The following is a 21,400-nucleotide window of genomic DNA, read 5'->3' as shown; positions in this document are numbered from 1 at the left end:
GGTGTATGGGTGGATGCCGTGCCCATGAGGGTTCGCGAGCAAGCTCGCTCCTGCAGGAGGGCAGATCGGTCAGTGGCCCTCGCCCTTGTCCACGCTTTTCAGCCAGGCGGCGTGGTGCTTGCGGGCCCAGGCGCGGCTGACCCAACCATAGAGCATCGCGCCCATGGAGCCCTTGACCCAGATGCCGGCATAGATGTGCACGATGATGCTGCTGATCAGCACGAAGGCGGCGAAGGCGTGCAGCAGCGCGGACAGGCGAATGACCTCGATGCCGAACCAGGCGCTGAAGTACTGGCGCCAGATCACCAGGCCGGTCACCAGCAGCGCCAGCATGCACAGCAGCAGGACCCAGAACAGCAGCTTCTGCCCGGCGTTGTAGCGGCCCACCGCGGGGAGGTTCTCCTCGTGGTTGCCGACCACGTCGCGCCACTGCTTCAGCCATTGCACGTCGCTGCGGTCGAGCAGGTTGTGGTGGGCGAAGCGCAGCACCAGGCCGAGGAAGAACACGAACATCGCCAGCCCCAGGAAGGGGTGCAGGATGCGCGTCCAGGGCCCGCCGCCGAACAGGCTGCTGAGCCAGAACAGCGCCGGGTGGAACAGCGCCAGCCCCGACAGGCCGGCGAGGATGAAGAAGATCGCCACCAGCCAGTGGTTGCTGCGCTCGTTGGCGGTATAGCGTTGGATGTCTTTTTTCATGCTGGGCTCCTCTGAGGGCCGACGAGCGCCCTCTCCCCAACCCTCTCCCCGACGGGAGAGGGGGCTGTTCGGTGCATGGGCTCAACGCGGGTCGCGCGGGTCATAGCGGTGCACCGAAGGGTCGACCTTGTGTACCGGCGCCTCCGGGTCCGGCCCCGGCTGCTCATCCTCTTCCGTGCGGTTGGGGCCGATGCGGGTGTAGTGGAAGAACCCGGCGAGCACCACCGCGCCCATGGCCAGCAGGCCCAGCGGCTTGGTGATGCCCTTCCACAGGCTGACCATCGGGCTGATGGCCGGCTTGTCGGGCAGGCCGGCGTACAGCGAGGGCTGGTCGTTGTGGTGCAGCACGTACATCACGTGGGTGCCGCCGACGCCTTCGGGGTCATACAGCCCGGCGTGCTCGAAGCCGCGCGACTTGAGGTCCTCGATGCGTTCGGCGGCGTGCTCCTTCATGGCGTCCTTGGTGCCGAAGACGATGGCGCCGGTGGGGCAGGTCTTCACGCAGGCCGGCTCCATGCCCACGCTCACGCGGTCGGAACACAGGGTGCACTTGTAGGCCTTGTGGTCCTTCTGCGAGATGCGCGGGATGTTGAACGGGCAGCCGGTGATGCAGTAGCCGCAGCCGATGCAGTGGTCCTGGTTGAAGTCGACGATGCCGTTGGCGTATTTCACGATCGCCCCTGGGCTCGGGCAGGCCTTCAGGCAGCCCGGCTCGGCGCAGTGCATGCAGCCGTCCTTGCGGATCAGCCATTCAAGGTTGCCGTTGGGGTTCTCGTGCTCGGTGAAGCGCATCACCGTCCAGGAGTCGGCCGTCAGGTCCAGCGGGTTGTCGTACACCCCGTGGTTGTGGCCCACCTCGTCGCGCAGCTCGTTCCATTCCGAGCAGGCCACCTGGCAGGCCTTGCAGCCGATGCACTTGGACACGTCGATGAGCTTGGCCACTTCCTGCTGGTTGCGCACCGAGGGCATCGGCGTGGTGGTGGCCGAACGGGCACTGATGTCTTGCGTGCTCATGCCTCACCTCCGCTGATTTTCTCGACGTTGACCAGGAACGACTTGAACTCCGGCGTCTGCGTGTTCCCGTCGCCGACGAAGGGCGTCAGGGTGTTGGTCAGGTAGCCGTTGCGCGCCACCCCGGCGAAGCCCCAGTGCAGCGGGATGCCGACGTGGTGCACGGTCTTGCCGTCGACCTGCAGCGGGCGGATGCGCTTGGTCACCACCGCCACGGCCTTGATGTAGCCGCGGTTGGAGGAGACCTTCACGCGGTCGCCGGCAGCAATCCCCAGTTCCTTGGCCAGTACCTCGCCGATTTCCACGAACTGCTCCGGCTGGGTGATAGCGTTCAGCCGGCAATGCTTGGTCCAGAAGTGGAAGTGCTCGGTGAGGCGGTAGGTGGTGGCCGCGTAGGGGAACTCGTCGGCCTTGCCGAAGACTTCCATATCGTTCTTGAACACCCGCGCGGCCGGGTTGCTGGTGGCCTTGGGGTTGTCCTTGTGCAGCGGGTTGATGCCGATGGGCGTCTCGAACGGCTCGTAGTGCTCGGGGAAGGGCCCCTCGGCCATCTTGTCCACGGCGAAGAAGCGCGCCACCCCCTCGGGGTTCATGATGAACGGGTTCATGCCCGCTTCCGGCGGCACGTCGGGCTTGTAGTCGGGCACGTCGGTGCCGCCCCAGGCCTTGCCGTTCCACCACACCAGGCGTTTCTTCTCGGGGTCCCACGGCTTGCCGGCAAGGTCGGCCGAGGCGCGGTTGTAGAGGATGCGCCGGTTGGCCGGCCAGGCCCAGGCCCAGCCGAGGGTCTGGCCCATGGCGTAGGGGTCGGCGTTGTCGCGGCGGGCCATCTGGTTGCCCTGCTGCGTCCAGGAACCGGCGAAGATCCAGCAGCCGCTGGTGGTGCTGCCGTCGTCGCGCAGCAACGCGAAGCCGGGCAACTGCTCGCCGGCCTTGGCCAGGACCATGCCGTTCTTCGGGTCAACCAGGTCGGCCAGGGCCTTGCCGTTGTACTCCTTGGCCAGCTCTTCGGGGCTCGGCTCGTCCGGGCGCAGGTAGGGCCAGTCGAGGCCGAGGATGGCGTCGGGGAACTTGCCGCCCTCCTTCGTGTACAGCTCGCGCAGGCGGTGGTACAGCCCGGCCATGATGGCGATGTCCGGGCGCGCCTGGCCCGGCGGCTCGCCGCCCTTCCAGTGCCACTGCAGCCAGCGCCCGGAGTTGACGATGGAGCCGTCCTCCTCGGCGAAGCAGGTGGTGGGCAGGCGGATCACCGTGGTCTGGATGGCCTGGGTGTCGACGTTGTTGAAATCGCCGGCGTTGCGCCAGAACTCCGAGGTCTCGGTGGCCAGCGGGTCCATGATCACCAGCCACTTGAGCTTGGCCAGCGCGGCGCCGACCTTGCCCTTGTTGGGGAACGAGGCGATGGGGTTGAAGCCCTGGCAGAAGTACCCGTTGACCTTGCCCTGGTACATCATGTCGAACACCCGCAGCACGTCGTAGCCGGCGCCGGGCATGTCGAGCTTGGGCAGCCAGTCGAAGCACCAGTTGTTCTCCGCCGTGGCGGCCTTGCCGAACCAGGACTTCATCAGGCTGACGTGGAACTTGCTGTAGTTCTGCCAGTAGGACAGTTGCCCCGGGCGCAGCGGCTTGGCGGTGCGCTTGGCGATGTAGGCGGCGTAGTCCTGCTCGGCGTCCATGGCCAGGGTCAGGTAGCCGGGCAACGAGTTGGACAGCAGCCCCAGGTCGGTCAGGCCCTGGATGTTGGAGTGCCCGCGCAGGGCGTTCATGCCGCCGCCGGGCATGCCGATGTTGCCCAGCAGCAGCTGCACCATGGCGCCGGTGCGGATCATCTGCGCACCCACCGAGTGCTGCGTCCAGCCCAGGGCGTACATGATGGTCATGGCCTTGCCGGGGGCCGAGGTCTCGGCGATCTCGGCCCAGACCTTGAGCATCATGTCCTTGGGCGTGCCGCAGATGTTGCTGACCACGTCCGGCGTGTAGCGGCTGTAGTGCTGGCGCAGCAGGTTGAACACGCAGCGCGGGTGCTGCAGCGTGGGGTCGACCTTGGCGAAGCCGTCCTCGCCGCGCTCGTAGTTCCACGCGGACTTGTCCGGGTAGCTGCGCTTCTCGGCGTCGTAGCCGTTGAACAGGCCGTCCTCGAAGCCGAAGCCTTCCTGCACGATGAAGGCGGCGTCGGTGTAGTGCTCGACGTATTCCTTCTGGTACTTGCCGTTCTCGATCAGGTAGCTGATCAGGCCGCCGAGGAAGGCGATGTCCGTCCCCGTGCGGATGGGCGCGTAGTAGTCGGCCACCGAGGCTGAGCGGGTGAAGCGCGGGTCCACCACCAGCAGGCGCGCCTTGTTGTGCGCCTTGGCTTCGGTCACCCATTTGAAGCCGCAGGGGTGCGCCTCGGCCGCGTTGCCGCCCATGATGAGGATCAGATCGGCATTCTTGATGTCGGTCCAGTGGTTGGTCATGGCTCCACGGCCAAACGTCGGGGCAAGACTTGCCACCGTCGGGCCGTGTCAGACACGCGCTTGGTTATCGAACCCCAGGATGCCGAGGGAACGCACCACCTTGTGGGTGATGTAGCCCGCTTCGTTGGAAGACGCCGAGGCGGCCAGGAAGCCGGTGGTCAGCCAGCGGTTCACCGTCTGGCCCTGGGCGTTCTTCTCGATGAAGTTGGCGTCGCGGTCGTCCTTCATCAGGCGGGCGATGCGGTCCAGCGCCTCGTCCCACTCGATGCGCTTCCACTCGCCGGAGCCGGGCTCGCGGATCTGCGGGTACTTCAGGCGGTTGGGGCTGTGGACGAAGTCCAGCAGGCCCGCGCCTTTCGGGCAGAGGGTGCCGCGGTTGACCGGGTGGTCGCCGTCGCCCTCGATGTGGATGATGTTCTGGGTGACGTTCTTGGCCGCGTCGCCCTGGCTGTACATGAGGATGCCGCAGCCTACCGAGCAATAGGTGCAGGTGTTGCGGGTCTCGGTGGTGCGTTCGAGCTTGAAGTGGCGGATCTGTTCGGCGAAGGCCTCCGGGGGCGCCATGCCGAGGGCCGCAAGGCTTGATCCTCCAAGGCCGACGGCGGCGACCTTGAAGAATTGCCGACGGTTCATATCCATCGTGCGTCTCCTGATCAGGCAAAGGGCGCCCAGTACCTGGCCAGGCGCCTCTGTTTAAAAGATAGCCAACCTGACGCATTGCGCCAGGCAGCGCCATCAGGCGCGGGCGATCACTCTGCCTGAAAAGACCGATTCGCTTCCCTGACCCGGGTCAGCGCGCGGGGGCGGATCAGCGGAAATAGAGCAGTACCTGCAGGTCGGCGCGCGAGGGATAGGAGCAGATCAACTGGCCGTCATCGCCCAGGCAGGAGGGCTGCAGGTCCTGGTTGACGCTCTCGTGCAGGCCCAGCAGGAGCAGGCCCAGCAGCGCGGCGAGCAGGTAGTGGCGGTAGTGCCGCAGGTGCTTTCTTCTTGTGCTGTTCATGACAACCTCCCGCGCAAGCCTGTCAGGGAACCGGGGGCGGCGAAAGCTGCCACCCCGCCGTTCCAGTGTGTGCCCGCTGCGCCAGCTGTCAAGCACGGCGGCTTGGCCCAAATGCCCGCGGCAGCCGTCAGCCGGGCCGTTCACCGGCGCCGCGCAACTTCCTATGGTGCGCTCATCGCCCTGCCGACGAAGCCAGCATGCACGCCACCGACGCCAGCCCCTACCCTCACCTGCTCGCCCCGTTGCGGATCGGCCCGCTGCAGCTGCGCAACCGCGTGGTCATGGGCTCCATGCACACCGGCCTGGAGGACCGCCTGTGGGACTTCGGCAAGCTCGCCGCCTACTACCGCGAGCGCGCCCGCGGCGGCGTGGGGCTGATCATCACCGGCGGCTTCGCGCCCAACCGCGAGGGCTGGCTGCTGCCGCTGGGCAGCGACCTGACCGGCAGCCTGCAGGTACCGGCGCATCGCCGCTTGACCCAGGCGGTACACGCCGAGGGCGGGCGCATCCTGCTGCAGATACTCCACGCCGGGCGCTACGGCTACCACCCGCTGGTGGTCTCGGCCTCACCGCTCAAGTCGCCGATCAGCTGGTTCGCCCCGCGCGAACTGTCCGAACGCGGCATCGCCCGCACCATCGCCGCCTTCGGCCGCTGCGCGCGCCTGGCCCGCGCCGCCGGCTACGACGGGGTGGAAATCATGGGCAGCGAGGGCTACCTGCTGAACCAGTTCCTCTGCCCGCGCGGCAACCGCCGCCAGGACCGCTGGGGCGGCAGCCTGGAGAACCGCATGCGCCTGGCGCTGGAGATCGTCCGGCGCATCCGCCGCGCGGCGGGCGAGCGCTTCGTCATCGGCTACCGCCTGTCGCTGCTCGACCTGGTGGAAGGCGGCAACACCTGGGACGAGGTGCGCCAGGTGGCGCTGGCGCTGCAGGAGGCCGGCGTCGATGTGCTCAACAGCGGCTTCGGCTGGCACGAGTCGCGGGTGCCGACCATCGTCACCTCGGTGCCGCGCGCGGCCTTCGCCGAGGTGACCGCGCGCCTGCGCCGCGAACTGCGCATCCCGCTCATCGCCAGCAACCGCATCAACACCCCGGAACTGGCCGAGGCGCTGCTCGCCAGCGGCCAGGCGGACCTGGTGTCCCTGGCCCGGCCGCTGCTGGCCGATCCGCAGTTCGTGCAGAAGGCCGCCGCCGGCCAGCCCGGGCGCATCAACACCTGCATCGCCTGCAACCAGGCCTGCCTCGACCACGCCTTCGCCAATCGCCGCGCCAGTTGCCTGGTCAACCCGCGCGCCGCCCACGAGACCGAGCTGCGCTACCGCAAGGCGCGCCAGCCCAAGCGCATCGCGGTGATCGGCGCCGGCCCCGCCGGGCTCTCGGCGGCCTGCGTGGCGGCCGAGCGCGGCCACCGCGTCAGCCTGTTCGAGGCCAGCGGCGCGATCGGCGGACAGTTCAACCTGGCCCGGCGCATCCCCGGCAAGGAAGAGTTCGGCGAAACCCTGCGCTACTTCGCCGTGCGCCTGGCCGAGCTGGGCGTGGACCTGCAGCTGAACCGGCATATCGCCCGCGGTGAGCTGCAAGGGCAGTTCGACGAGGTGATAGTCGCCACCGGCATCCGCCCGCGAGCGCTGAAGCTCCCGGGCATCGAGCATCCCAAAGTGCTCGGCTACCTCGACGTGCTGAACGGCGCGCCGGTGGGCCGGAAGGTGGCGCTGATCGGCGCCGGCGGCATCGGCTTCGACGTCGCCAGCTTCCTGCTCGCCGAACGCGAAGGCCCGCAGCCGCTGGGCCAGTGGCTGGGCGAATGGGGCATCGACCTGGACAACAGCACACCGGGCGGGCTGCGCAGGCCCACGCCGATCACGCCGAAACGCCAGCTTTGGCTGCTGCAGCGCAAACCGGGCACGCCCGGCGCCGGCCTGGGCAAGACCAGCGGCTGGGTCCACCGCGCTCACCTGAGGCACCACCAGGTGCGGATGCTGGGCGGCGTGGAATACCTGCGCATCGACGACGCCGGCCTGCACATCCGCATGGACGGCCGCGAACAGTGCCTGGCGGTGGACAACGTGGTGATCTGCGCCGGCCAGGAGCCGCTGCTGGAACTGCACCCCACCCAGGCCGCGGAGAACCTGCGCCACCACATCATCGGCGGCGCCCGCCTGGCGCGCGAGCTGGATGCCAAGCGGGCGATCAGGGAGGGGGCGGAGTTGGGGGCGCGGTTGTGAGGGGTGTTCTGTTGGGGGGTTTGGTGCGGTTCCGCAAAGCGCCCTCTCCCTAACCCTCTCCCTGAAGGGAGAGGGGACCGTTCGGCAGAAACGGGCACCAAGCAGTCAGCCGGAAACACCTCTATGTTTCCCGGCTAAAACCTTATTCCCAGCCGGCACGGACAAGCCCCCTCTCCCTTCAGGGAGAGGGCTGGGGAGAGGGAGCGGAGGTCGGCGTAATGCCAATGCATCCGGGAGACCCCATTCGCGAGCAAGCTCGCTCCTACGAGAAGCGGCGCCATCCTACAAGCATCTCGGCTCAGGAAGCTGTAATCTATTAGATTACAGTCCGCCGATGATCAGGAGCTTCCGCCACAAGGGCCTGCGTGCCCTTTACCTGCACGGGGATCATCGCGGCGTCAGGGCTGACCATGTGTCCAGGCTGCTGCGCATCCTTGCTGCCCTGGATGCCGCCAAGGACCCCAGGGAAATGGACCTGCCCGGTTATCGCCTGCATGGGCTGAAAGGCACGCTGCGGGGCTACTGGTCCGTCAGCGTCTCCGGCAACTGGCGGGTGATCTTCCGCTTCGAAGGCACCGACGCGGAACTGCTGGACTACCTCGACTACCACTGAGCGGAGGGCTCGCCATGGCCATGCACAACCCACCCCACCCGGGCGAAATCCTGCGCGAGGATGTTTTGCCGGCCCTGTGCCTGTCGGTCACCGCGCTGGCCGCGCACCTGGGTTTCAGCCGGCCGCACCTGTCCAAGGTGCTGCATGGCCGCGCGCCCATCAGCGCCGACCTGGCCTGGCGCCTGGAACAGGCCGGCCTGTCCAGCGCCCGGCACTGGCTGGCGATGCAGGCCGCCTACGACCTCTGGCAGGTCAGCCAGCAACCCCATCCACCGATCCCCCGGCTGCAGGCAGTGGCATAAAGCGGGAAATCCCGAGGCCCCTTCGTAGGAACAATTATCTGCCGGCTGCACCAGGTGCATTTCGTAGGATGGGTTGAGCCTGCGAAACCCATGCGGTCACGGTGATGGGTATCGCTTCGCTCAACCCATCCTACAGGCTACGAAAAGCAGCGGCGCCTACAAGTGGCGTAGGGCGTATAACCGTTCGCGGTTATACGCCGCCTGACCTTGGCCCCAAACACGCTCCGCGTTCAACCTCGAAGCGCCCGCCCCAAACTTCACGGCGAAAACCCCATCGTCCAAGGCAGCTCCTCCGACTCCAGCAATGCCTTGATCGCCCCCAGGTCCTTCGCCACCCACTGCGCATCGCGTTCGAAGGCGGCGTCGTCCATCGCCGGCTGGCGCAGCAGGGTCAGCTGCAGTTCGCAGCCGTCGCCGTTGGCGATCAGGCGCAGGGGGATGTGGATGGGCGGGGCGTCTTCGGGCAGCACGTCGTGGTCCAGCACGCCGAACGGGTTGCGCGGCGAGAAGCGCACCCGCAGCGGCCCCTGCGGCGTTTGCGCCAGCCAGTGGTCGGCGTCCAGCGGTTCGATGGCGCTGCACAGGCCCGAGGCCCAGCGCGGGAAATTGCGCGGCTCGGCGAGGAAGTCGTAGGCCACCTGCCAGGGGCGCTCGATGCGCGCGGCCAGGGTGCGGGAAGCGGAGGTGCCCATGGTTTCTCTCCTGGGAAGCGGGAGCGCTGCTCCGGTCTGGTGCATACTAGCCGGCTGTCCTTTTCGCTTCGACTGCCAAGGAGTACCCCATGCCCACGCCGCCCTGGTGGATGTTCGTCCTGCCGCTGATCGCCGGTACCTGCCTGCCGCTGCAGGCGGGCATCAACGGCCAGTTGGCCAAGCAGGTGTCCAGCGTGCTGGCCGCCGCGCTGATCTCCTTCTTCGTCGGCACCCTCGGCCTGCTGGTGCTGACCCTCGCCAACCGCGAGTTCCCCGGCGTGCCGGCACTGCGTTCGCTGCACTGGTGGCACTGGTGCGGCGGCTTCCTCGGCATGTTCTTCATCTTCATCGCCGCCTTCGCCGCGCCGCGGGTCGGCGCCCTGCTGTTCATGGTGCTGGTGCTGGCCGGCCAGCTGGGCATGGCCATGGCGCTCGATCACTTCGGCTGGGCCGGCTTCAGGGAGAACCCCATCAGCGCCCTGAAGCTCGCCGGCATCGCCGCCATCGGCGTAGGCATCTGGCTGATCCGCAAGGGCTGAGCGCCGGCATTGCCCGGCGCGGGCGCCGCCGCTATAGTCGGGCGGCGGCGTCCACCACGCCACCGGTCCGCGGAAAGGGTTCACCCAGGTGATGCATCCGCCGACTTTCCATACGACTCCGGCCCGACAGCGGACCCGGCCCGAAAGGAGCTCGTATGTCCCCGACTTCCGGCCACGACGGCCGCATCGATCTCGACCGCCAACGTCAGCACGCCAAGACCCTGCTGCGCGACCTGCGCGCCGGCCAGGCGCAAGCCCTGCAACGCCTCCACGCCCAGGCCCCGCACGGCCTTGGCCATCCGCCGCGGCTGGCCGACTGCCAATGGCTGCTGGCGCGGGAACTGGGCTTCGCCAGTTGGCCGAAGCTCAAGGCCCACGTCGAGGCCATCGCCTTCGCCGCGCGCCACCCGGACTTCGCCAGCGGCGACGAAGCCGCCTGCCTGCACCTGCGCTGCGGCAACGACATCGCCCACAGCCTGGAACTCGCCGGCTTCCGCGGCGAGTTCCGCATGTTCGCCGACCCGCTGAGCATGGGCCCCGTGCCGGCGCTGCCGGAAGAAAGCTTCCGCCAGCTGCGCGCGGCCTTCGTCAGCCAGGCCTTCGACATCCCCGCGGCCGACGCCCTGCGCCGCACCCAGGACGAATACGCCCTGCTCGACAGCCTACCCGAGCGCCAGCGGGTGGTGCTCTGGTGCGAGGCCGATGCCTACGACCAGCTGTTCCTGATCCGCGTGCTCGCCGGCCTGCCGCGCTTGCCCGAGCGCCTGGAGCTGATCGAGACCGACCGGGTGCCCGGCGTGCAGCGCTTCATCGGCATCGGCCAACTGGCCCCCGACCTGCTCGCCTGGCTCTGGCCGCAACGCCGGCCGCTGGGCGAAGAAGCCCTGCTGCTGGCCCGCGAAGCCTGGGACGCCTACCGCCAACCCTCGCCACAGGCCTGGGCCACGCTGGCCAGCAAACCGACACCGGCACTGCCGCTGCTGGGCAACGCCCTGCGCCGCCAGTTGCAGGAACTGCCCGGCGCGCGCGACGGCCTGTCGCTGACCGAGCGCCTGAGCCTGGGCGTAGTCGCCGAGCGCAGCGAGCTGCCCCTGGGCCGGGTGTTCGCCGAGCTGATGACGCACCGTGAACCCCTGCCCTACCTGGGCGACCTGATGTTCCACGTGCTGATGCGCCCGCTGATCGACAGCCCCACCCCGCTGCTGGTCGAAGCCGAGCCGCAGCTGGCCTGGGCGCAGCGCCCGGTGCGCCTCACCGCGCTGGGCCGCCAGGTGCTGGCCGGCGAGCGCCACGGCCTGGACCAGTTGGCCGCCGAACGCTGGGTCGGCGGCGTGCGCCTGCGCCCGGGGCAACCGCACTGGACGCTGGACGACGGCCTGCAACCACGTTGGCGCGGCTGAGCCGGCTTTTCGTCGAAAGGGCGCGCAATCCGCCAGCCAGGCCACTATGATTGCGCGCCCCGCAACGCACCGTGCCGCCGCCATGAGAAAACCCCCGCTGATCGCCAACGCCGAACTCGACCGCCTGGAAACCTGGGCCAAGTACAGCTCGGGCCTGTGCCGCGACTGCCACGCCACCTGCTGCACCATGCCGGTGGAAGTGCGCATCGGCGACCTCATCCGCCTGGGCGTGGTGGACGAGTTCGAACGCGAGGAGCCGGCGAAGAACATCGCCAAGCGCCTGAGCAAGGAAGGCCTGGTCGAGCGCTTCAACCAGAAGAGCGGCATCTTCACCCTCACCCGCAGCAGCAACGGCGACTGCCTGTACCTGGACCGCAAGACGCGCCTGTGCACGGTCTACGCCAAGCGCCCGGACACCTGCCGCAACCACCCGCAGGTGGGCCCGCGCCCGGGCTACTGCGCCTACCGCAAGAAGCAGGCATAAGGCCGCGGACGCTCCGGCCCCGCTATACTGCGGCGCTGCTGCGGAGCCTTGCATGAACCCACTGAGCGACGCCTGGCGCGATCGCCCGACCCACCGAAGGGTCTGGGCGCTGGCCGCGCCGATGATCCTGTCCAACGTATCCGTGCCGCTGGTGACCCTGGTCGACAGCGCGGTCATCGGCCACCTGCCCCACGCCCACCAGCTGGGCGCCGTGGCCGTGGGCGGCAGCCTGTACACCCTGCTGGTGGGCGTGCTCGGCTTCCTGCGCATGGGCACCACCGGCTTCGCCGCCCAGGCCGCCGGGCGCGGCGATGGCGGCGCGCTGCGGCGCATCCTCGGCCAGGGCCTGCTGCTGGCGATGGGCCTGGCCTTGCTGCTGGGCCTGCTGGCGCTGCCGCTGACGCCCGTGGCCATGGGCCTGATGAACGCCTCGCCGGAACTCGACGGCCTGGCCCGGCAGTTCTTCCACATCCGCCTGTTCGGCCTGCCCGCGGCCCTGGCCAGCTACGCGCTGATCGGCTGGCTGCTGGGCACGCAGAACGCCCGCGGGCCGCTGGCCATCCTGCTGACCACCAACCTGGTGAACATCGCCCTGGAGCTGCTCTTCGTGCTCGGCCTGGGCTGGGGCGTGGCCGGCGCCGCGCAGGCCTCGGTGATCGCCGAGTGGAGCGGCGCGGCCCTCGGCCTGTGGCTGGCCCGCGGCGCGCTGGGGCGCTTCCCCGGCGTGCCGGACTGGCGCCGCCTGCGCCGCTGGGTGAGCTGGGCGCCGCTGCTGATGGTCAACCGCGACATCTTCATCCGCAGCCTGGCGCTGCAGGGCGTGTTCTTCCTGGTGACCGTGCAGGGCGCGCGCCTGGGCGACGCCACGGTGGCGGCCAACGCCCTGCTGCTCAACGGCCTGATGATCACCTCCTACGCCCTCGACGGCCTGGCCCACGCGGTGGAGGCCCTGTGCGGCCACGCCATCGGCAGCGGCGACCGCCGCACGCTGCGCCGCTCGCTGCTGGTGGCCTGCGGCTGGTCGCTGCTGGCCAGCCTGGCCTTCGTGCTGTTCTTCGGCAGCGCCGGGCACCTGTTCATCGCCCTGCAGAGCGACATCCCCGAAGTGCGCGCGGTGGCCGACCAGTACCTGCCGTACCTCGCCGTGCTACCCCTGATCGGCATGTGGAGCTACCTGCTGGACGGGCTGTTCATCGGCGCCACCCGCGCCCGCGAGATGCGCAACGCCATGCTCCTGGCCTGCGCCGTGAGCCTGCCGCTGGGCTGGCTGCTGCAGCCGCTGGGCAACCATGGGCTGTGGCTGGCGTTCCTCAGCTTCATGCTGCTGCGCGGGCTGATCCTCGCCGCCTACGCCTGGCGCCTGACGCGCCGCGACGCCTGGCTCGGCGTACCCTCGGCCTGACTGGCAGGCGCCGCCGCCGCGCTCTAAAGTGCCAGGCGGCGCCCATGATCGCGCCGAGCACAACGAAGCCGTGGCGCAGACCACGGCCCACGCCTGACAAGGAACCGACGACATGGCTTCAGCCCTGGTTGCCTACCTGCACTTCATCTCCATCTTCGTGATGTTCGCCCTGCTGGTGCTGGAGCACCGCCTGTTCCAGCTGCCGCTGGACGCCAGGCGCGCCCGCAGCCTGGTGATCATCGACCTGGCCTACGGCGCCAGCGCCGGCGTCGTGCTGCTCAGCGGCATCGCCCGCACCCTGTGGTTCGCCAAGGGCCTGGACTACTACCTGCACAACGCCGCCTTCCACGCCCTGGTCGGCCTGTTCGTGCTGGTGGCGCTGCTGTCCATCTACCCGACGCTGACCTTCCTCAACTGGCGCAACGCGCTCAAGGCCGGCCAGGCCCCGCAGGTCGGCGAGGCCCAGGGCCGGCGGGTGACGCTGGTGATCCGCATCGAGCTGCTGGCGATGCTGATCCTGCCGCTGCTGGCCAGCCTGATGGCCCACGGCATCGGCATGACCGGCAGCTAGAGCAGCCGCGCCAGGGGCTCGCGCAGGGCCTCGGCGGTGGCCGGCGGCAGGCGCAGCTGGAAGCGCCCGCGCAGCACCTCGATCAGTTCGTCCACGTCGAGAATCCGCCGCTGCTCGGCGTTGCCCTTGGCATCGCGCCAGCCGAACTGGCCGTCGAGCAGGGTCAGGCGCCTGTCGCCCTCGCTGAGCGCCACCCGCAGGCCCTTGCGGAACACGCTGTCCGGGTGCGTCGAGGTGTACCAGTTGCGCTGCAGGTAATCGACCCAGTGCTGCGGTTGCAGGATGAAGCGGTACAGCGCCTGCCAGCCGCTGGCGGTGTGCAGCGCCAGTTCCAGTTCGTCGCCGTCGTGGGGCGCGATGCGCCAGCCGCCGGGCAGCTCCTCGCCGATCACCAGCGGCAGCGGCCGCGGCGGGTTGGCGCCGCCGAAGCCGACATCCGCCAGGTAGGGCCCCTCGTCCAGCTCGATGCGCAGCAGCAGGTGGCTCTGCTGGGTGCGCTCGACCTCCGCCGGCATGCCCCAGCGCACCCGCGCCACCAGCAGGCCGACGCGGTAGCCGAGGCTGGCCAGCAGGCGGGCGAACAGGCTGTTCAGCTCGAAGCAGTAGCCGCCGCGGCCACCCTCGACGACCTTGGCGAAGACCGCCTCCGGCTCGATGGCGACGGGCCGCGCCAGCAGCACGTCGAGGTTCTCGAAAGGCAGGTGGTGCAGCGCCGCGTCGACCAGGCGTTCGAGGCTCTGCAGGGTCGCGGCCGGCGGCTGCGGCGGCAGGCCGAGGCGCGCCAGGCAGGCCTGCAGTTGCTGCGGGGTGAAGGGGGTGAGTGGCGTCATGGGGTCTCTCCTCGGGCCAGACGGAAGCCCGGCTGCCAGCCAAGCCGGTGGCGCGCCAGCGCGGTGCTGACCTCGGTGTCCTGCTCCGCCAGGTTGTAGCACCCGGGCGCGCCCCACTCCAGCGCCAGCAATATGGGCAACAGGCGCTTGCCCACGGCGCCGGTGGCGCCGGCGAAGAAGATTCTCGTGCACATGTTCGACCTCGTCTGGAGAGTGGATGGGGCCACTCTAGGGGCGCCATGGCACAGTCGACAGAGCCAAGAATCGATTGAAAGACTGGGACATGGCCTCGCGACCGATCCGCGCAGCGCTCCCGCGAATGCCACATTTCTCGTCTATAACGAAGGTTCCCGACTCCCCTCGCCCACAAGGAAACGCCCATGAGCAAAGTCTTCGACGTCGCCGTGCTGGTCGGCAGCCTGCGCAAGGAATCCCTCAACCGCAAGGTGGCCCTGGCCCTGGCCGAGCGGGCCCCGGCGAACCTGAAGCTGGAGATCGTCGAGATCGGCCAGCTGCCGCTGTACAACGAGGACCTGGACGGCGACAACGCCCCGGCCGCCTACGCGCCCTTCCGCGAGCGCATCCGCCGCGCCGACGCGGTGCTGTTCGTCACCCCGGAATACAACCGCTCGGTGCCGGGGGCGCTGAAGAACGCCATCGACGTGGGCTCGCGCCCATACGGCAAGAGCGCCTGGGGCGGCAAGCCGGGCGGCGTGGTCAGCGTCTCGCCGGGGGCCATCGGCGGCTTCGGCGCCAACCATGCGCTGCGTCAGTCCCTGGTGTTCCTCGACGTGCCCTGCATGCAGCAGCCGGAAACCTACCTGGGCGGCGCCGGCAACTTCTTCGACGCCGCCGGCAAGGCCAACGACCAGGTCAGGCCCTTCCTGCAGACCATCATCGACAGCTACGCCCGCTGGGTGGAGAAGATCGCCGGGGCCTGAGGCCCGCGCCGCGCCGAACCGTTTTTGTAGGAGCGAGCTTGCTCGCGAACCACCTCCGCAGCGGGGATTGTTCGCGAGCAAGCTCGCTCCTACGAAGAGCATCATTCTCCTCGTAACGCGTCATCGTTCCAGGGCAACGGTGTGCCTTCCTGCCCACGAAATCGCGCGCAGGGCGCGCTCCTACATGGAATGGCGTGGGTGGGGCAGCGTAGGAGCGGATCTCATCCGCGATCCGCGCCGGGATATCCGGCTATCGCGGACAAGGTCCGCTCCTACGGGGAGAAACACCGTGCTTTCCGGCAACCTGTAGGAGCGGGCCCTGCCCGCGATTTCGCGCGCAGGGCGCGCTCCTACATTGGAATGGTGCGGGTGGGGCAGCGTAGGAGCGGATCTCACCCGCGATCCGCGCCGATACCTCCGGCTATCGCGGACAAGGTCCGCTCCTACGGGGAGGAATACCGCGCCTCCCGGCAACCTGTAGGAGCGGGCCCTGCCCGCGATTTCGCGCGCAGGGCGCGCTCCTACATGGGGAACGTGGGGCGGGGCGGACTCCCCCGCCCCTTCAATCTTCCTCGTAACGCGCCAGCCGCTGGCGCAGGCGGGCGTTCTCGGCGCGCAGCTGCTCCACCTCGTCGAGCAGACGCAGGGCCAGGGCGATGCCCGGCCAGTCCACCTCGAACTCGCGTTGCAGGCGCACCGCGCGGCGCACCAGGGTCAGCGACTCGACGCTGAACAGCCAGGTGTCGCCCCGCCGTTCCAGGGGCTCGACGATGCCGACCTCGACTATCTCCAGCAGCGTCTCGCGCGGCAGCCGCGCGCCCTCGCAGAGCTCTTCCAGCTCCAGGCTCAGCAGTATGTCGCTCATGGCCGTTTACCCCACTGGCTGCGTGGATCGAAGGCCGCGCGGGCGGCCAGTTCTTCCCAGTGCTTGCGCGTCTCGCCCTCGGGCGCGCCCTTGGGCATCACCACCTTGAGCACCGCGTAGAGGTCGCCGGCGGGGTCCTCGCCCTTGCCGGCCAGGCCCTTGCCGCGGATGCGCAGGCGCTGGCCGCTCTGGCTGCCCGGCGGCACGCTGAGGGCGATGCGGCCGTTCAGGGTGGGCACCTCGATCTTCGCCCCCAGCGCCGCTTCCCAGGGCGCCAGCGGCACGCTGAGGACGAGGTCGCGGCCGTCGACGTCGAACAGCGGGTGCGGCGCCAGGCGGATGATCAGGTAGAGGTCGCCGGCCGGCGCGCCGCCGATGCCGGGCGCGCCCTGGCCCTTCAGGCGGATGCGCTCGCCGTCCACCACGCCCGGGGGAATGCGCACCTTCAGCGTCTTCTCCACGTCGGGCCGGCGCCGGCCCTGCTCGTCGTAGCTGGGCAGGCCGAAGCGGATCGGCTGCGGCTCGCCGGACTGGCTTTCCTCCAGGAACAACGGCACTTCCAGCTCGATGTCGCGACCGCGAGCTTCCCGCCGACGATGCGCCTGCGGGCCGGCGTGGGCGCCGAAGATCGACTCGAAGAAGTCGGAGAAATCCTGCTCCTGGAAATGCTCGGCACCCTCGAAGCCGCCGGACGGCTGCCAGCCCGGCGGGGCCTCGAAGCGGCCGCTCTGCTGGTACTGGCGCAACTGGTCGTATTCGGCGCGCTTCTCGGGGCTCTTGAGCACCTCGTAGGCCTCGGAGACTTCCTTGAAGTGCGCTTCGGCGTCCGCCTCCTTGCTGACGTCGGGGTGGTATTTGCGCGCCAGTTTGCGGTAGGCGGTCTTGATCGCCTTTTCGTCGGCGTCCGGCGCCACGCCCAGCGCCGCGTAGTAATCCTTGAAGTCCATCGCCTTGCTGCTCCCGGGTCTGGAACTGCAAGCCTAGCCGCTGGCGCGGCACTCGTCCGCTCGCGACGGCTGATCCGCGTCATGGCATAGTCATTTTTTCCACAACCTCCGCAGCGAACCAGGCCATGACCGAGCCCCTCGCCCTGCGCCTGGACCCCGGCCTGGCGCAGCCGATCTACCGCCAGCTCTACGAGCGCATCCGCGAGGCCATCGCCCGCGGCACCCTGCGCCCGGGCGAGCGGGTGCCGCCGGTGCGCGGCCTGGCCAGCGAACTGGGCGTGGCCCGCGGCACCGTGGAGCTGGCCTACCAGTTGCTGACCAGCGAAGGCTATCTGCTGGCCCGTGGCCCGGCGGGCACCGTGGTTTCGCCGCAACTGGCGGGGCGCAACGCCGAGCGCCCGGCGCGCCTGGCGCCGCAACCGGAGCAGGTGCTGCCCGGGCTGATCGCCCACGGCCCGCAGGTGCTGCCGCTGCAACTCGGCCTGCCGGCGCTGGACGCCTTCCCCAAGGCGCTGTGGTCGCGCCTGGCCGCGCGCCGCCTGCGCAACACCGCCGACGTCGAGCTGGCCTACCCCGATCCCTGCGGCTACGCCCCGCTGCGCGAGGCGCTGGCCGGTTACCTCAACGTGTCCCGCGGGATCGCCTGCGAGCCGGCCCAGGTGCTGATCTGCGCCGGCTACCAGGGCGCGCTGGACCTGATCAGCCGCACCCTGCTGCAACCCGGCGATGCCTTCTGGCACGAGGACCCCGGCTACCCGCGCGGGCGCCAGTTGATGGCCGCAGCCGGCGCCCGGCCGGTCGCGGTGCCGGTGGACGGCGACGGCCTGTGCGTGGAGCAAGGCCTGCGCCACGCGCCCGACGCCCGCTTCGCCCTGGTCACGCCCTCGCAGCAGAGCCCCACCGGCGTGGCCCTGAGCCTGCCGCGGCGCCTGGCCCTGCTGGACTGGGCGGCCCAGGCCGGGGCCTGGATAGTCGAGGACGACTACGACAGCGAATACCGCTACGCCGGCTTCCCGCTGCCGGCGCTCAAGAGCCTGGACCGCCAGGGTCGCGTGCTCTACGCCGGGACCTTCAGCAAGGTGCTGTACCCGGCCCTGCGCCTGGGCTACCTGGTGGTGCCGCCGCCGTTGCTGGAGCGCTTCGTGCGCAGCCAGCAGACCTTCGCCAACGGCTGCGCCGAGCTGCAGCAGGCGACGCTGTGCGACTTCATCACGGAAGGCCACTTCGCCCGCCACCTCAAGCGCACCCGCACGCTCTACGCACAGCGCCGGCAACTGCTGCGCACGGCCCTGGAGCGGCGCCTGGGCGAGCGCATGAAATTCGCCGAGCTACCCGGCGGCCTGCACCTGATCGGCCGGATCGATGGCGACGACAAGGCCATCGCCGCCCGCGCAAGGGAAGCCGGCCTGGGCTTGCAGGCGCTGAATAATTGGTGTGTGGAAGCGCGCCAGGAACCGGCGCTGGTGATGAGCTTCACCAATGTAAAAGACGAGCGGCAGGCAACCGAACTGGCCAGGCGCGTGGCGGGGGTAATGGGAGCGTAGGGCGTATAACCGTTCGCGGTTATACGCCGCTACACCTCACTTATCCCACGCGCCAAGGCTGAACTGGACACCCCAGGCCAGATCGCAGGCACATCCGGGAGCGGTTCCGAGGTTGAATCCAGTGTGCGCCTATGGCCAAGGTCAATCGGCGTATAACCGCGAACGGTTATACGCCCTACGAATGGGTGATGCAGCCCTGTAGGAGCGAGCTTGCTCGCGAACAACCGCCGCAGCGGGGTCAGGTTCGCGAGCAAGCTCGCTCCTACGAAGAGCGGGTCGTGCCGGTCAGGACGACAGGTAGGCCGAGCGCGTCAGGCCCAGGCGCAGCGCGTCGAGGAACTGGGTGCGCTCGCGGGCGGTGAGCTTGGCGCCGGCCACCTTGTCGCGGTAGTGGGTCATCAGCTCCTCGGGCGACAGGTGCACGTAGCGCAGCATGTCCTCGATGGTGTCGTGGGTCTCGATGCCGGCGTGATGGAAGCTGCCGTCGGCGCTCTGGTAGACGTTCACCGAGTCGGTGTCGCCGAACAGGTTGTGCATGTCGCCGAGGATTTCCTGGTAGGCGCCGACCAGGAACACGCCGATCAGGTAGTCCTCGCCTTCCTTCACGTCATGCACCGGCAGGCTGGTCTCGATGCTCTGCTCGTCGACGTACTGGGTGATCTTGCCGTCGGAGTCGCAGGTCAGGTCCTGCAGCACCGCGCGGCGGTCCGGTTCCTCGCCCAGGCGGTGGATCGGCAGGATCGGCAGCACCTGGCCGATGGCCCAGGTGTCGGGCAGGCTCTGGAACACCGAGAAGTTGCAGATGTACTTGTCGGCGAGCTTGTCGTTGAGCTCGTCGAGCACCTGGCGGTGCGAGCGCTGGCGGGCCTTGAGCTGATTGTGCAGGCGCCGGCAGATGGCGAAGTAGCACTGCTCGGCCAGGGCCTTCTGGGCCAGGCTGATCTTGCCCTCGGCGTACTGGCTGGCGGCGTCGCTCATGTAGTGGGTGGCGCGCCAGTAGGTCTCGGTGACCATCTCGGCATCGGTCGGGCCGAGCAGGTCGGCCAGGTACTGGACGATCTCCGGCTGCTCGGCGAGGTCGGTGATCTTCGGCAGCTCGTCGTTGTGCCGCTCGACGTCGGTGACCTGGGTGATCAGCACCGCGTGGTGCGCAGTCAGCGCGCGGCCGCTCTCGGAGAAGATGTGCGGGTGCGGCAGGCCCTGGGCGTCGCAGAACTCCTTGAGCATGCCCACCACCACGCCGGCGTAGTCGTCGATGTCGTAGTTGATGGAACTGGCGTTGCGCGAGTGGGTGCCGTCGTAGTCCACGCCCAGGCCGCCGCCGACGTCGACGTGATCCACCGGCAAGCCGAGGGCGCGCAGTTCGCCGTAGTAGCGGATGGCTTCCTTGAAGCCGTGCTGGTAGTCGGCCAGGTTGGCGATCTGCGAGCCCATGTGGAAGTGCAGCAGGCGCACGCCCTGGTCCAGCCCGGCCTTGCGGAAGCGCTCGACCACCGACAGCAGCTGCGCGGCGGAAAGGCCGAACTTGGCCTTCTCGCCGCCGGTGTCGGCCCACTTCGAGGAGGCCAGCGAGGACAGCCGCACGCGCAGGCCGACCTGCGGCAGCACGCCGACGTGCTCGGCCTCCTCGATCACCAGCTGCACCTCGGACTCCTTCTCGATGACGATGAAGACGTTGTGCCCGAGCTTCTGCCCCATCAGCGCCAGCTTGATGAACTCGCGGTCCTTGTAGCCGTTGCAGACGATGGTCCCGCCCTTGGGCGCCAGCGCCAGCACCGCCATCAGCTCCGGCTTGGAGCCGGCTTCCAGGCCGATGGAGACGTTCTGGGTGGCGATGATGCTTTCCACCACCGCTTCCTGCTGGTTGACCTTGATCGGGTAGAGCGCGGTGTAGCGGCTGCCGTATTCCAGGCGCGCGATGTTGGCGTCGAAGGCGCCGGTCAGCTTGCGCACGCGGTCCTGCAGGATGTCCGGGAAGCGCACCAGCAGCGGCAGCGACAGGCCCGCCTCGCGCAACTGGCCGACCAGCGCATGCAGATCGATCGGCTGGGCGTCGGCGCCCTGCGGGCGCACCTCGACGTTGCCGGCGTCGTTGATCGCGAAATAGCCGGCGCCCCAATGGCGGATACCGTAGATGCTGCGGCTGTCCGCCACCGTCCAGTTGCTGCCGTCGTCTTTGCGGGTCCGTCTTGCGGCCATGCGCGGGTGTCTCCTGAAAAGAAAGTCGAGCGCCCGGCGCGGGTAGCGCGCGGACGCAACAAGCCTAAACGTCGGGTATGACGTTGCCGTGTTGACCGCCATCTCTGGCGGTAGTTTAGGAAAGCGTGGCGAACTCGCGAGCGCGGCGCATCTCCCATCTAGGGAACGGGCTGGCCGGCATGCCGGCGCCGTGCGCCGCTGCCTAACCCGTTCCCTGCAGGGGAGAGACGAATCAGCCGCCGGATTTCTTAGCCTTGAAGCCGCGCTTGACCAATTCTTCGAGGAGCAGCTCGACGTGGTCGCCCTGGATCTCGATGACGCCGTCCTTCAACGCGCCGCCGGTCCCGCAGCGCTTCTTCAACGCCGTGGCCAGCTCCTTGAGGGCGTCTTCGGCCAGGGGCACGCCGCTGACCGTGGTCACGGTCTTGCCGCCGCGGCCCTTGGTCTCGCGGCGCACACGGGCGATGCCGTCGCCGGCCGGGATCACGGACTGCTTGCAGATGCAGGCGCCAACGGGCTGGTTGCAGTCCGGGCAATGCCGGCCCGCATCGGTGGAGTAGACGAGCCCGCCAAGGGCGGACAGGGAGGATGCTTTCTTGACCACCGGGCGTTTTCCCCAGGATTGGCCTCTAGGGGCCAGGTCAACGAATGATCGGCTGGCGCCGACCGCGACGCCCCAC

21 protein-coding genes are annotated in these 21,400 nt (G+C 69.0%); 10 read left to right on the top strand and 11 right to left on the bottom strand.

What is annotated here, in order from left to right; translation table 11 throughout:
• Positions 1-69: 69 nt before the first annotated feature.
• The 4 genes from M8R19_RS19670 to M8R19_RS19655 form a co-directional block, all read right to left on the bottom strand.
• Entirely contained in the window at positions 70-696 is a 627-nt protein-coding gene (locus M8R19_RS19670; protein ID WP_249918670.1) for a formate dehydrogenase subunit gamma, read from the bottom strand.
• 81 nt (positions 697-777) lie between these two features.
• Positions 778-1,710, bottom strand: coding sequence for a formate dehydrogenase subunit beta (gene fdxH / locus M8R19_RS19665; RefSeq protein ID WP_074982833.1), 933 nt, complete (start codon positions 1,708-1,710; stop codon positions 778-780).
• Positions 1,707-4,802: a formate dehydrogenase-N subunit alpha gene (fdnG, locus tag M8R19_RS19660; protein WP_143096600.1), complete on the bottom strand. Its 3,096-nt coding sequence runs from the start codon at positions 4,800-4,802 to the stop codon at positions 1,707-1,709. Before fdnG ends, fdxH begins: the two co-directional genes overlap by 4 nt.
• A gap of 169 nt (positions 4,803-4,971) precedes the next feature.
• The gene (locus M8R19_RS19655) at positions 4,972-5,166 is read right to left on the bottom strand and encodes a hypothetical protein (RefSeq protein WP_249918669.1); all 195 of its coding nucleotides are present in this window, start codon (positions 5,164-5,166) and stop codon (positions 4,972-4,974) included.
• Between the two features lie 197 nt (positions 5,167-5,363).
• Here M8R19_RS19655 and M8R19_RS19650 point away from each other — a divergent pair, with 197 nt between their 5' ends.
• From M8R19_RS19650 to M8R19_RS19640, 3 genes are all read left to right on the top strand, one after another.
• Positions 5,364-7,391 carry an NADPH-dependent 2,4-dienoyl-CoA reductase gene (locus tag M8R19_RS19650; protein ID WP_249918668.1) on the top strand — a complete coding sequence of 676 codons (2,028 nt, stop codon included), beginning with the start codon at positions 5,364-5,366 and terminating at the stop codon, positions 7,389-7,391.
• A 334-nt stretch (positions 7,392-7,725) separates the two neighbouring features.
• A complete protein-coding gene (locus M8R19_RS19645) occupies positions 7,726-8,004 on the top strand; it encodes a type II toxin-antitoxin system RelE/ParE family toxin (RefSeq protein WP_249918667.1) in 279 nt (92 codons plus the stop codon).
• A gap of 14 nt (positions 8,005-8,018) precedes the next feature.
• A complete protein-coding gene (locus tag M8R19_RS19640; RefSeq protein ID WP_043318788.1) occupies positions 8,019-8,306 on the top strand; it encodes a HigA family addiction module antitoxin in 288 nt (95 codons plus the stop codon).
• 257 nt (positions 8,307-8,563) lie between these two features.
• Here the strand turns inward: M8R19_RS19640 and M8R19_RS19635 are convergent, their stop codons facing one another.
• On the bottom strand, positions 8,564-8,998 hold the full coding sequence (locus tag M8R19_RS19635; RefSeq protein WP_249918666.1) for an SRPBCC family protein: 435 nt from the start codon (positions 8,996-8,998) through the stop codon (positions 8,564-8,566).
• Between the two features lie 89 nt (positions 8,999-9,087).
• Between M8R19_RS19635 and M8R19_RS19630 the strand changes: the two genes are divergently transcribed.
• The 5 genes from M8R19_RS19630 (at position 9,088) to M8R19_RS19610 (ending at position 13,394) form a co-directional block, all read left to right on the top strand.
• Positions 9,088-9,537 (top strand): DMT family transporter, encoded by a 450-nt coding sequence (locus M8R19_RS19630; RefSeq protein WP_009613271.1) that lies wholly within the window; start codon positions 9,088-9,090, stop codon positions 9,535-9,537.
• Between the two features lie 155 nt (positions 9,538-9,692).
• A complete protein-coding gene (locus M8R19_RS19625) occupies positions 9,693-10,937 on the top strand; it encodes a DUF1835 domain-containing protein (protein WP_249918665.1) in 1,245 nt (414 codons plus the stop codon).
• Between the two features lie 46 nt (positions 10,938-10,983).
• Positions 10,984-11,421: a YkgJ family cysteine cluster protein gene (locus M8R19_RS19620; protein ID WP_074982816.1), complete on the top strand. Its 438-nt coding sequence runs from the start codon at positions 10,984-10,986 to the stop codon at positions 11,419-11,421.
• A gap of 52 nt (positions 11,422-11,473) precedes the next feature.
• On the top strand, positions 11,474-12,823 hold the full coding sequence (locus tag M8R19_RS19615; protein ID WP_249918664.1) for an MATE family efflux transporter: 1,350 nt from the start codon (positions 11,474-11,476) through the stop codon (positions 12,821-12,823).
• Between the two features lie 112 nt (positions 12,824-12,935).
• Positions 12,936-13,394 (top strand): DUF2214 family protein, encoded by a 459-nt coding sequence (locus tag M8R19_RS19610; RefSeq protein WP_043268746.1) that lies wholly within the window; start codon positions 12,936-12,938, stop codon positions 13,392-13,394.
• Here M8R19_RS19610 and M8R19_RS19605 read toward each other — a convergent pair.
• Positions 13,391-14,224 (bottom strand): arylamine N-acetyltransferase family protein, encoded by an 834-nt coding sequence (locus tag M8R19_RS19605; protein WP_249918663.1) that lies wholly within the window; start codon positions 14,222-14,224, stop codon positions 13,391-13,393. The two genes, M8R19_RS19610 and M8R19_RS19605, sit on opposite strands and share 4 nt — an antisense overlap.
• Positions 14,221-14,418, bottom strand: coding sequence for a hypothetical protein (locus tag M8R19_RS19600; RefSeq protein WP_249918662.1), 198 nt, complete (start codon positions 14,416-14,418; stop codon positions 14,221-14,223). Before M8R19_RS19600 ends, M8R19_RS19605 begins: the two co-directional genes overlap by 4 nt.
• A 186-nt stretch (positions 14,419-14,604) precedes the next feature.
• Between M8R19_RS19600 and M8R19_RS19595 the strand changes: the two genes are divergently transcribed.
• Positions 14,605-15,165, top strand: coding sequence for an NADPH-dependent FMN reductase (locus M8R19_RS19595; protein ID WP_249918661.1), 561 nt, complete (start codon positions 14,605-14,607; stop codon positions 15,163-15,165).
• Positions 15,166-15,727: 562 nt separating this feature from the next.
• Here the strand turns inward: M8R19_RS19595 and M8R19_RS19590 are convergent.
• Both M8R19_RS19590 and cbpA read right to left on the bottom strand, forming a co-directional pair.
• Positions 15,728-16,030 carry a chaperone modulator CbpM gene (locus M8R19_RS19590; RefSeq protein WP_074982804.1) on the bottom strand — a complete coding sequence of 101 codons (303 nt, stop codon included), beginning with the start codon at positions 16,028-16,030 and terminating at the stop codon, positions 15,728-15,730.
• A complete protein-coding gene (gene cbpA / locus M8R19_RS19585) occupies positions 16,027-16,977 on the bottom strand; it encodes a curved DNA-binding protein (protein ID WP_249918660.1) in 951 nt (316 codons plus the stop codon). The genes M8R19_RS19590 and cbpA overlap by 4 nt, the downstream gene beginning before the upstream one ends.
• A gap of 125 nt (positions 16,978-17,102) precedes the next feature.
• Between cbpA and pdxR the strand changes: the two genes are divergently transcribed.
• Positions 17,103-18,521 (top strand): MocR-like pyridoxine biosynthesis transcription factor PdxR, encoded by a 1,419-nt coding sequence (gene pdxR, locus M8R19_RS19580; RefSeq protein WP_249918659.1) that lies wholly within the window; start codon positions 17,103-17,105, stop codon positions 18,519-18,521.
• A gap of 285 nt (positions 18,522-18,806) precedes the next feature.
• Here the strand turns inward: pdxR and speA are convergent, their stop codons facing one another.
• Together speA and M8R19_RS19570 are read right to left on the bottom strand one after the other, a co-directional pair.
• Positions 18,807-20,720, bottom strand: coding sequence for an arginine decarboxylase (gene speA / locus M8R19_RS19575; protein ID WP_249918658.1), 1,914 nt, complete (start codon positions 20,718-20,720; stop codon positions 18,807-18,809).
• A 232-nt stretch (positions 20,721-20,952) separates the two neighbouring features.
• Positions 20,953-21,324, bottom strand: a complete 372-nt coding sequence (locus tag M8R19_RS19570; protein ID WP_116424293.1) for a translation initiation factor Sui1 — start codon at positions 21,322-21,324, stop codon at positions 20,953-20,955.
• Positions 21,325-21,400 lie beyond the last annotated feature (76 nt).

The organism is Pseudomonas sp. R3.Fl, from assembly GCF_023516765.1.
Lineage (GTDB): Bacteria > Pseudomonadota > Gammaproteobacteria > Pseudomonadales > Pseudomonadaceae > Pseudomonas > Pseudomonas citronellolis.
The sequence above is the reverse complement of the archived record's forward strand: the minus strand, read 5'-3'. Positions and strand labels throughout refer to the sequence as shown.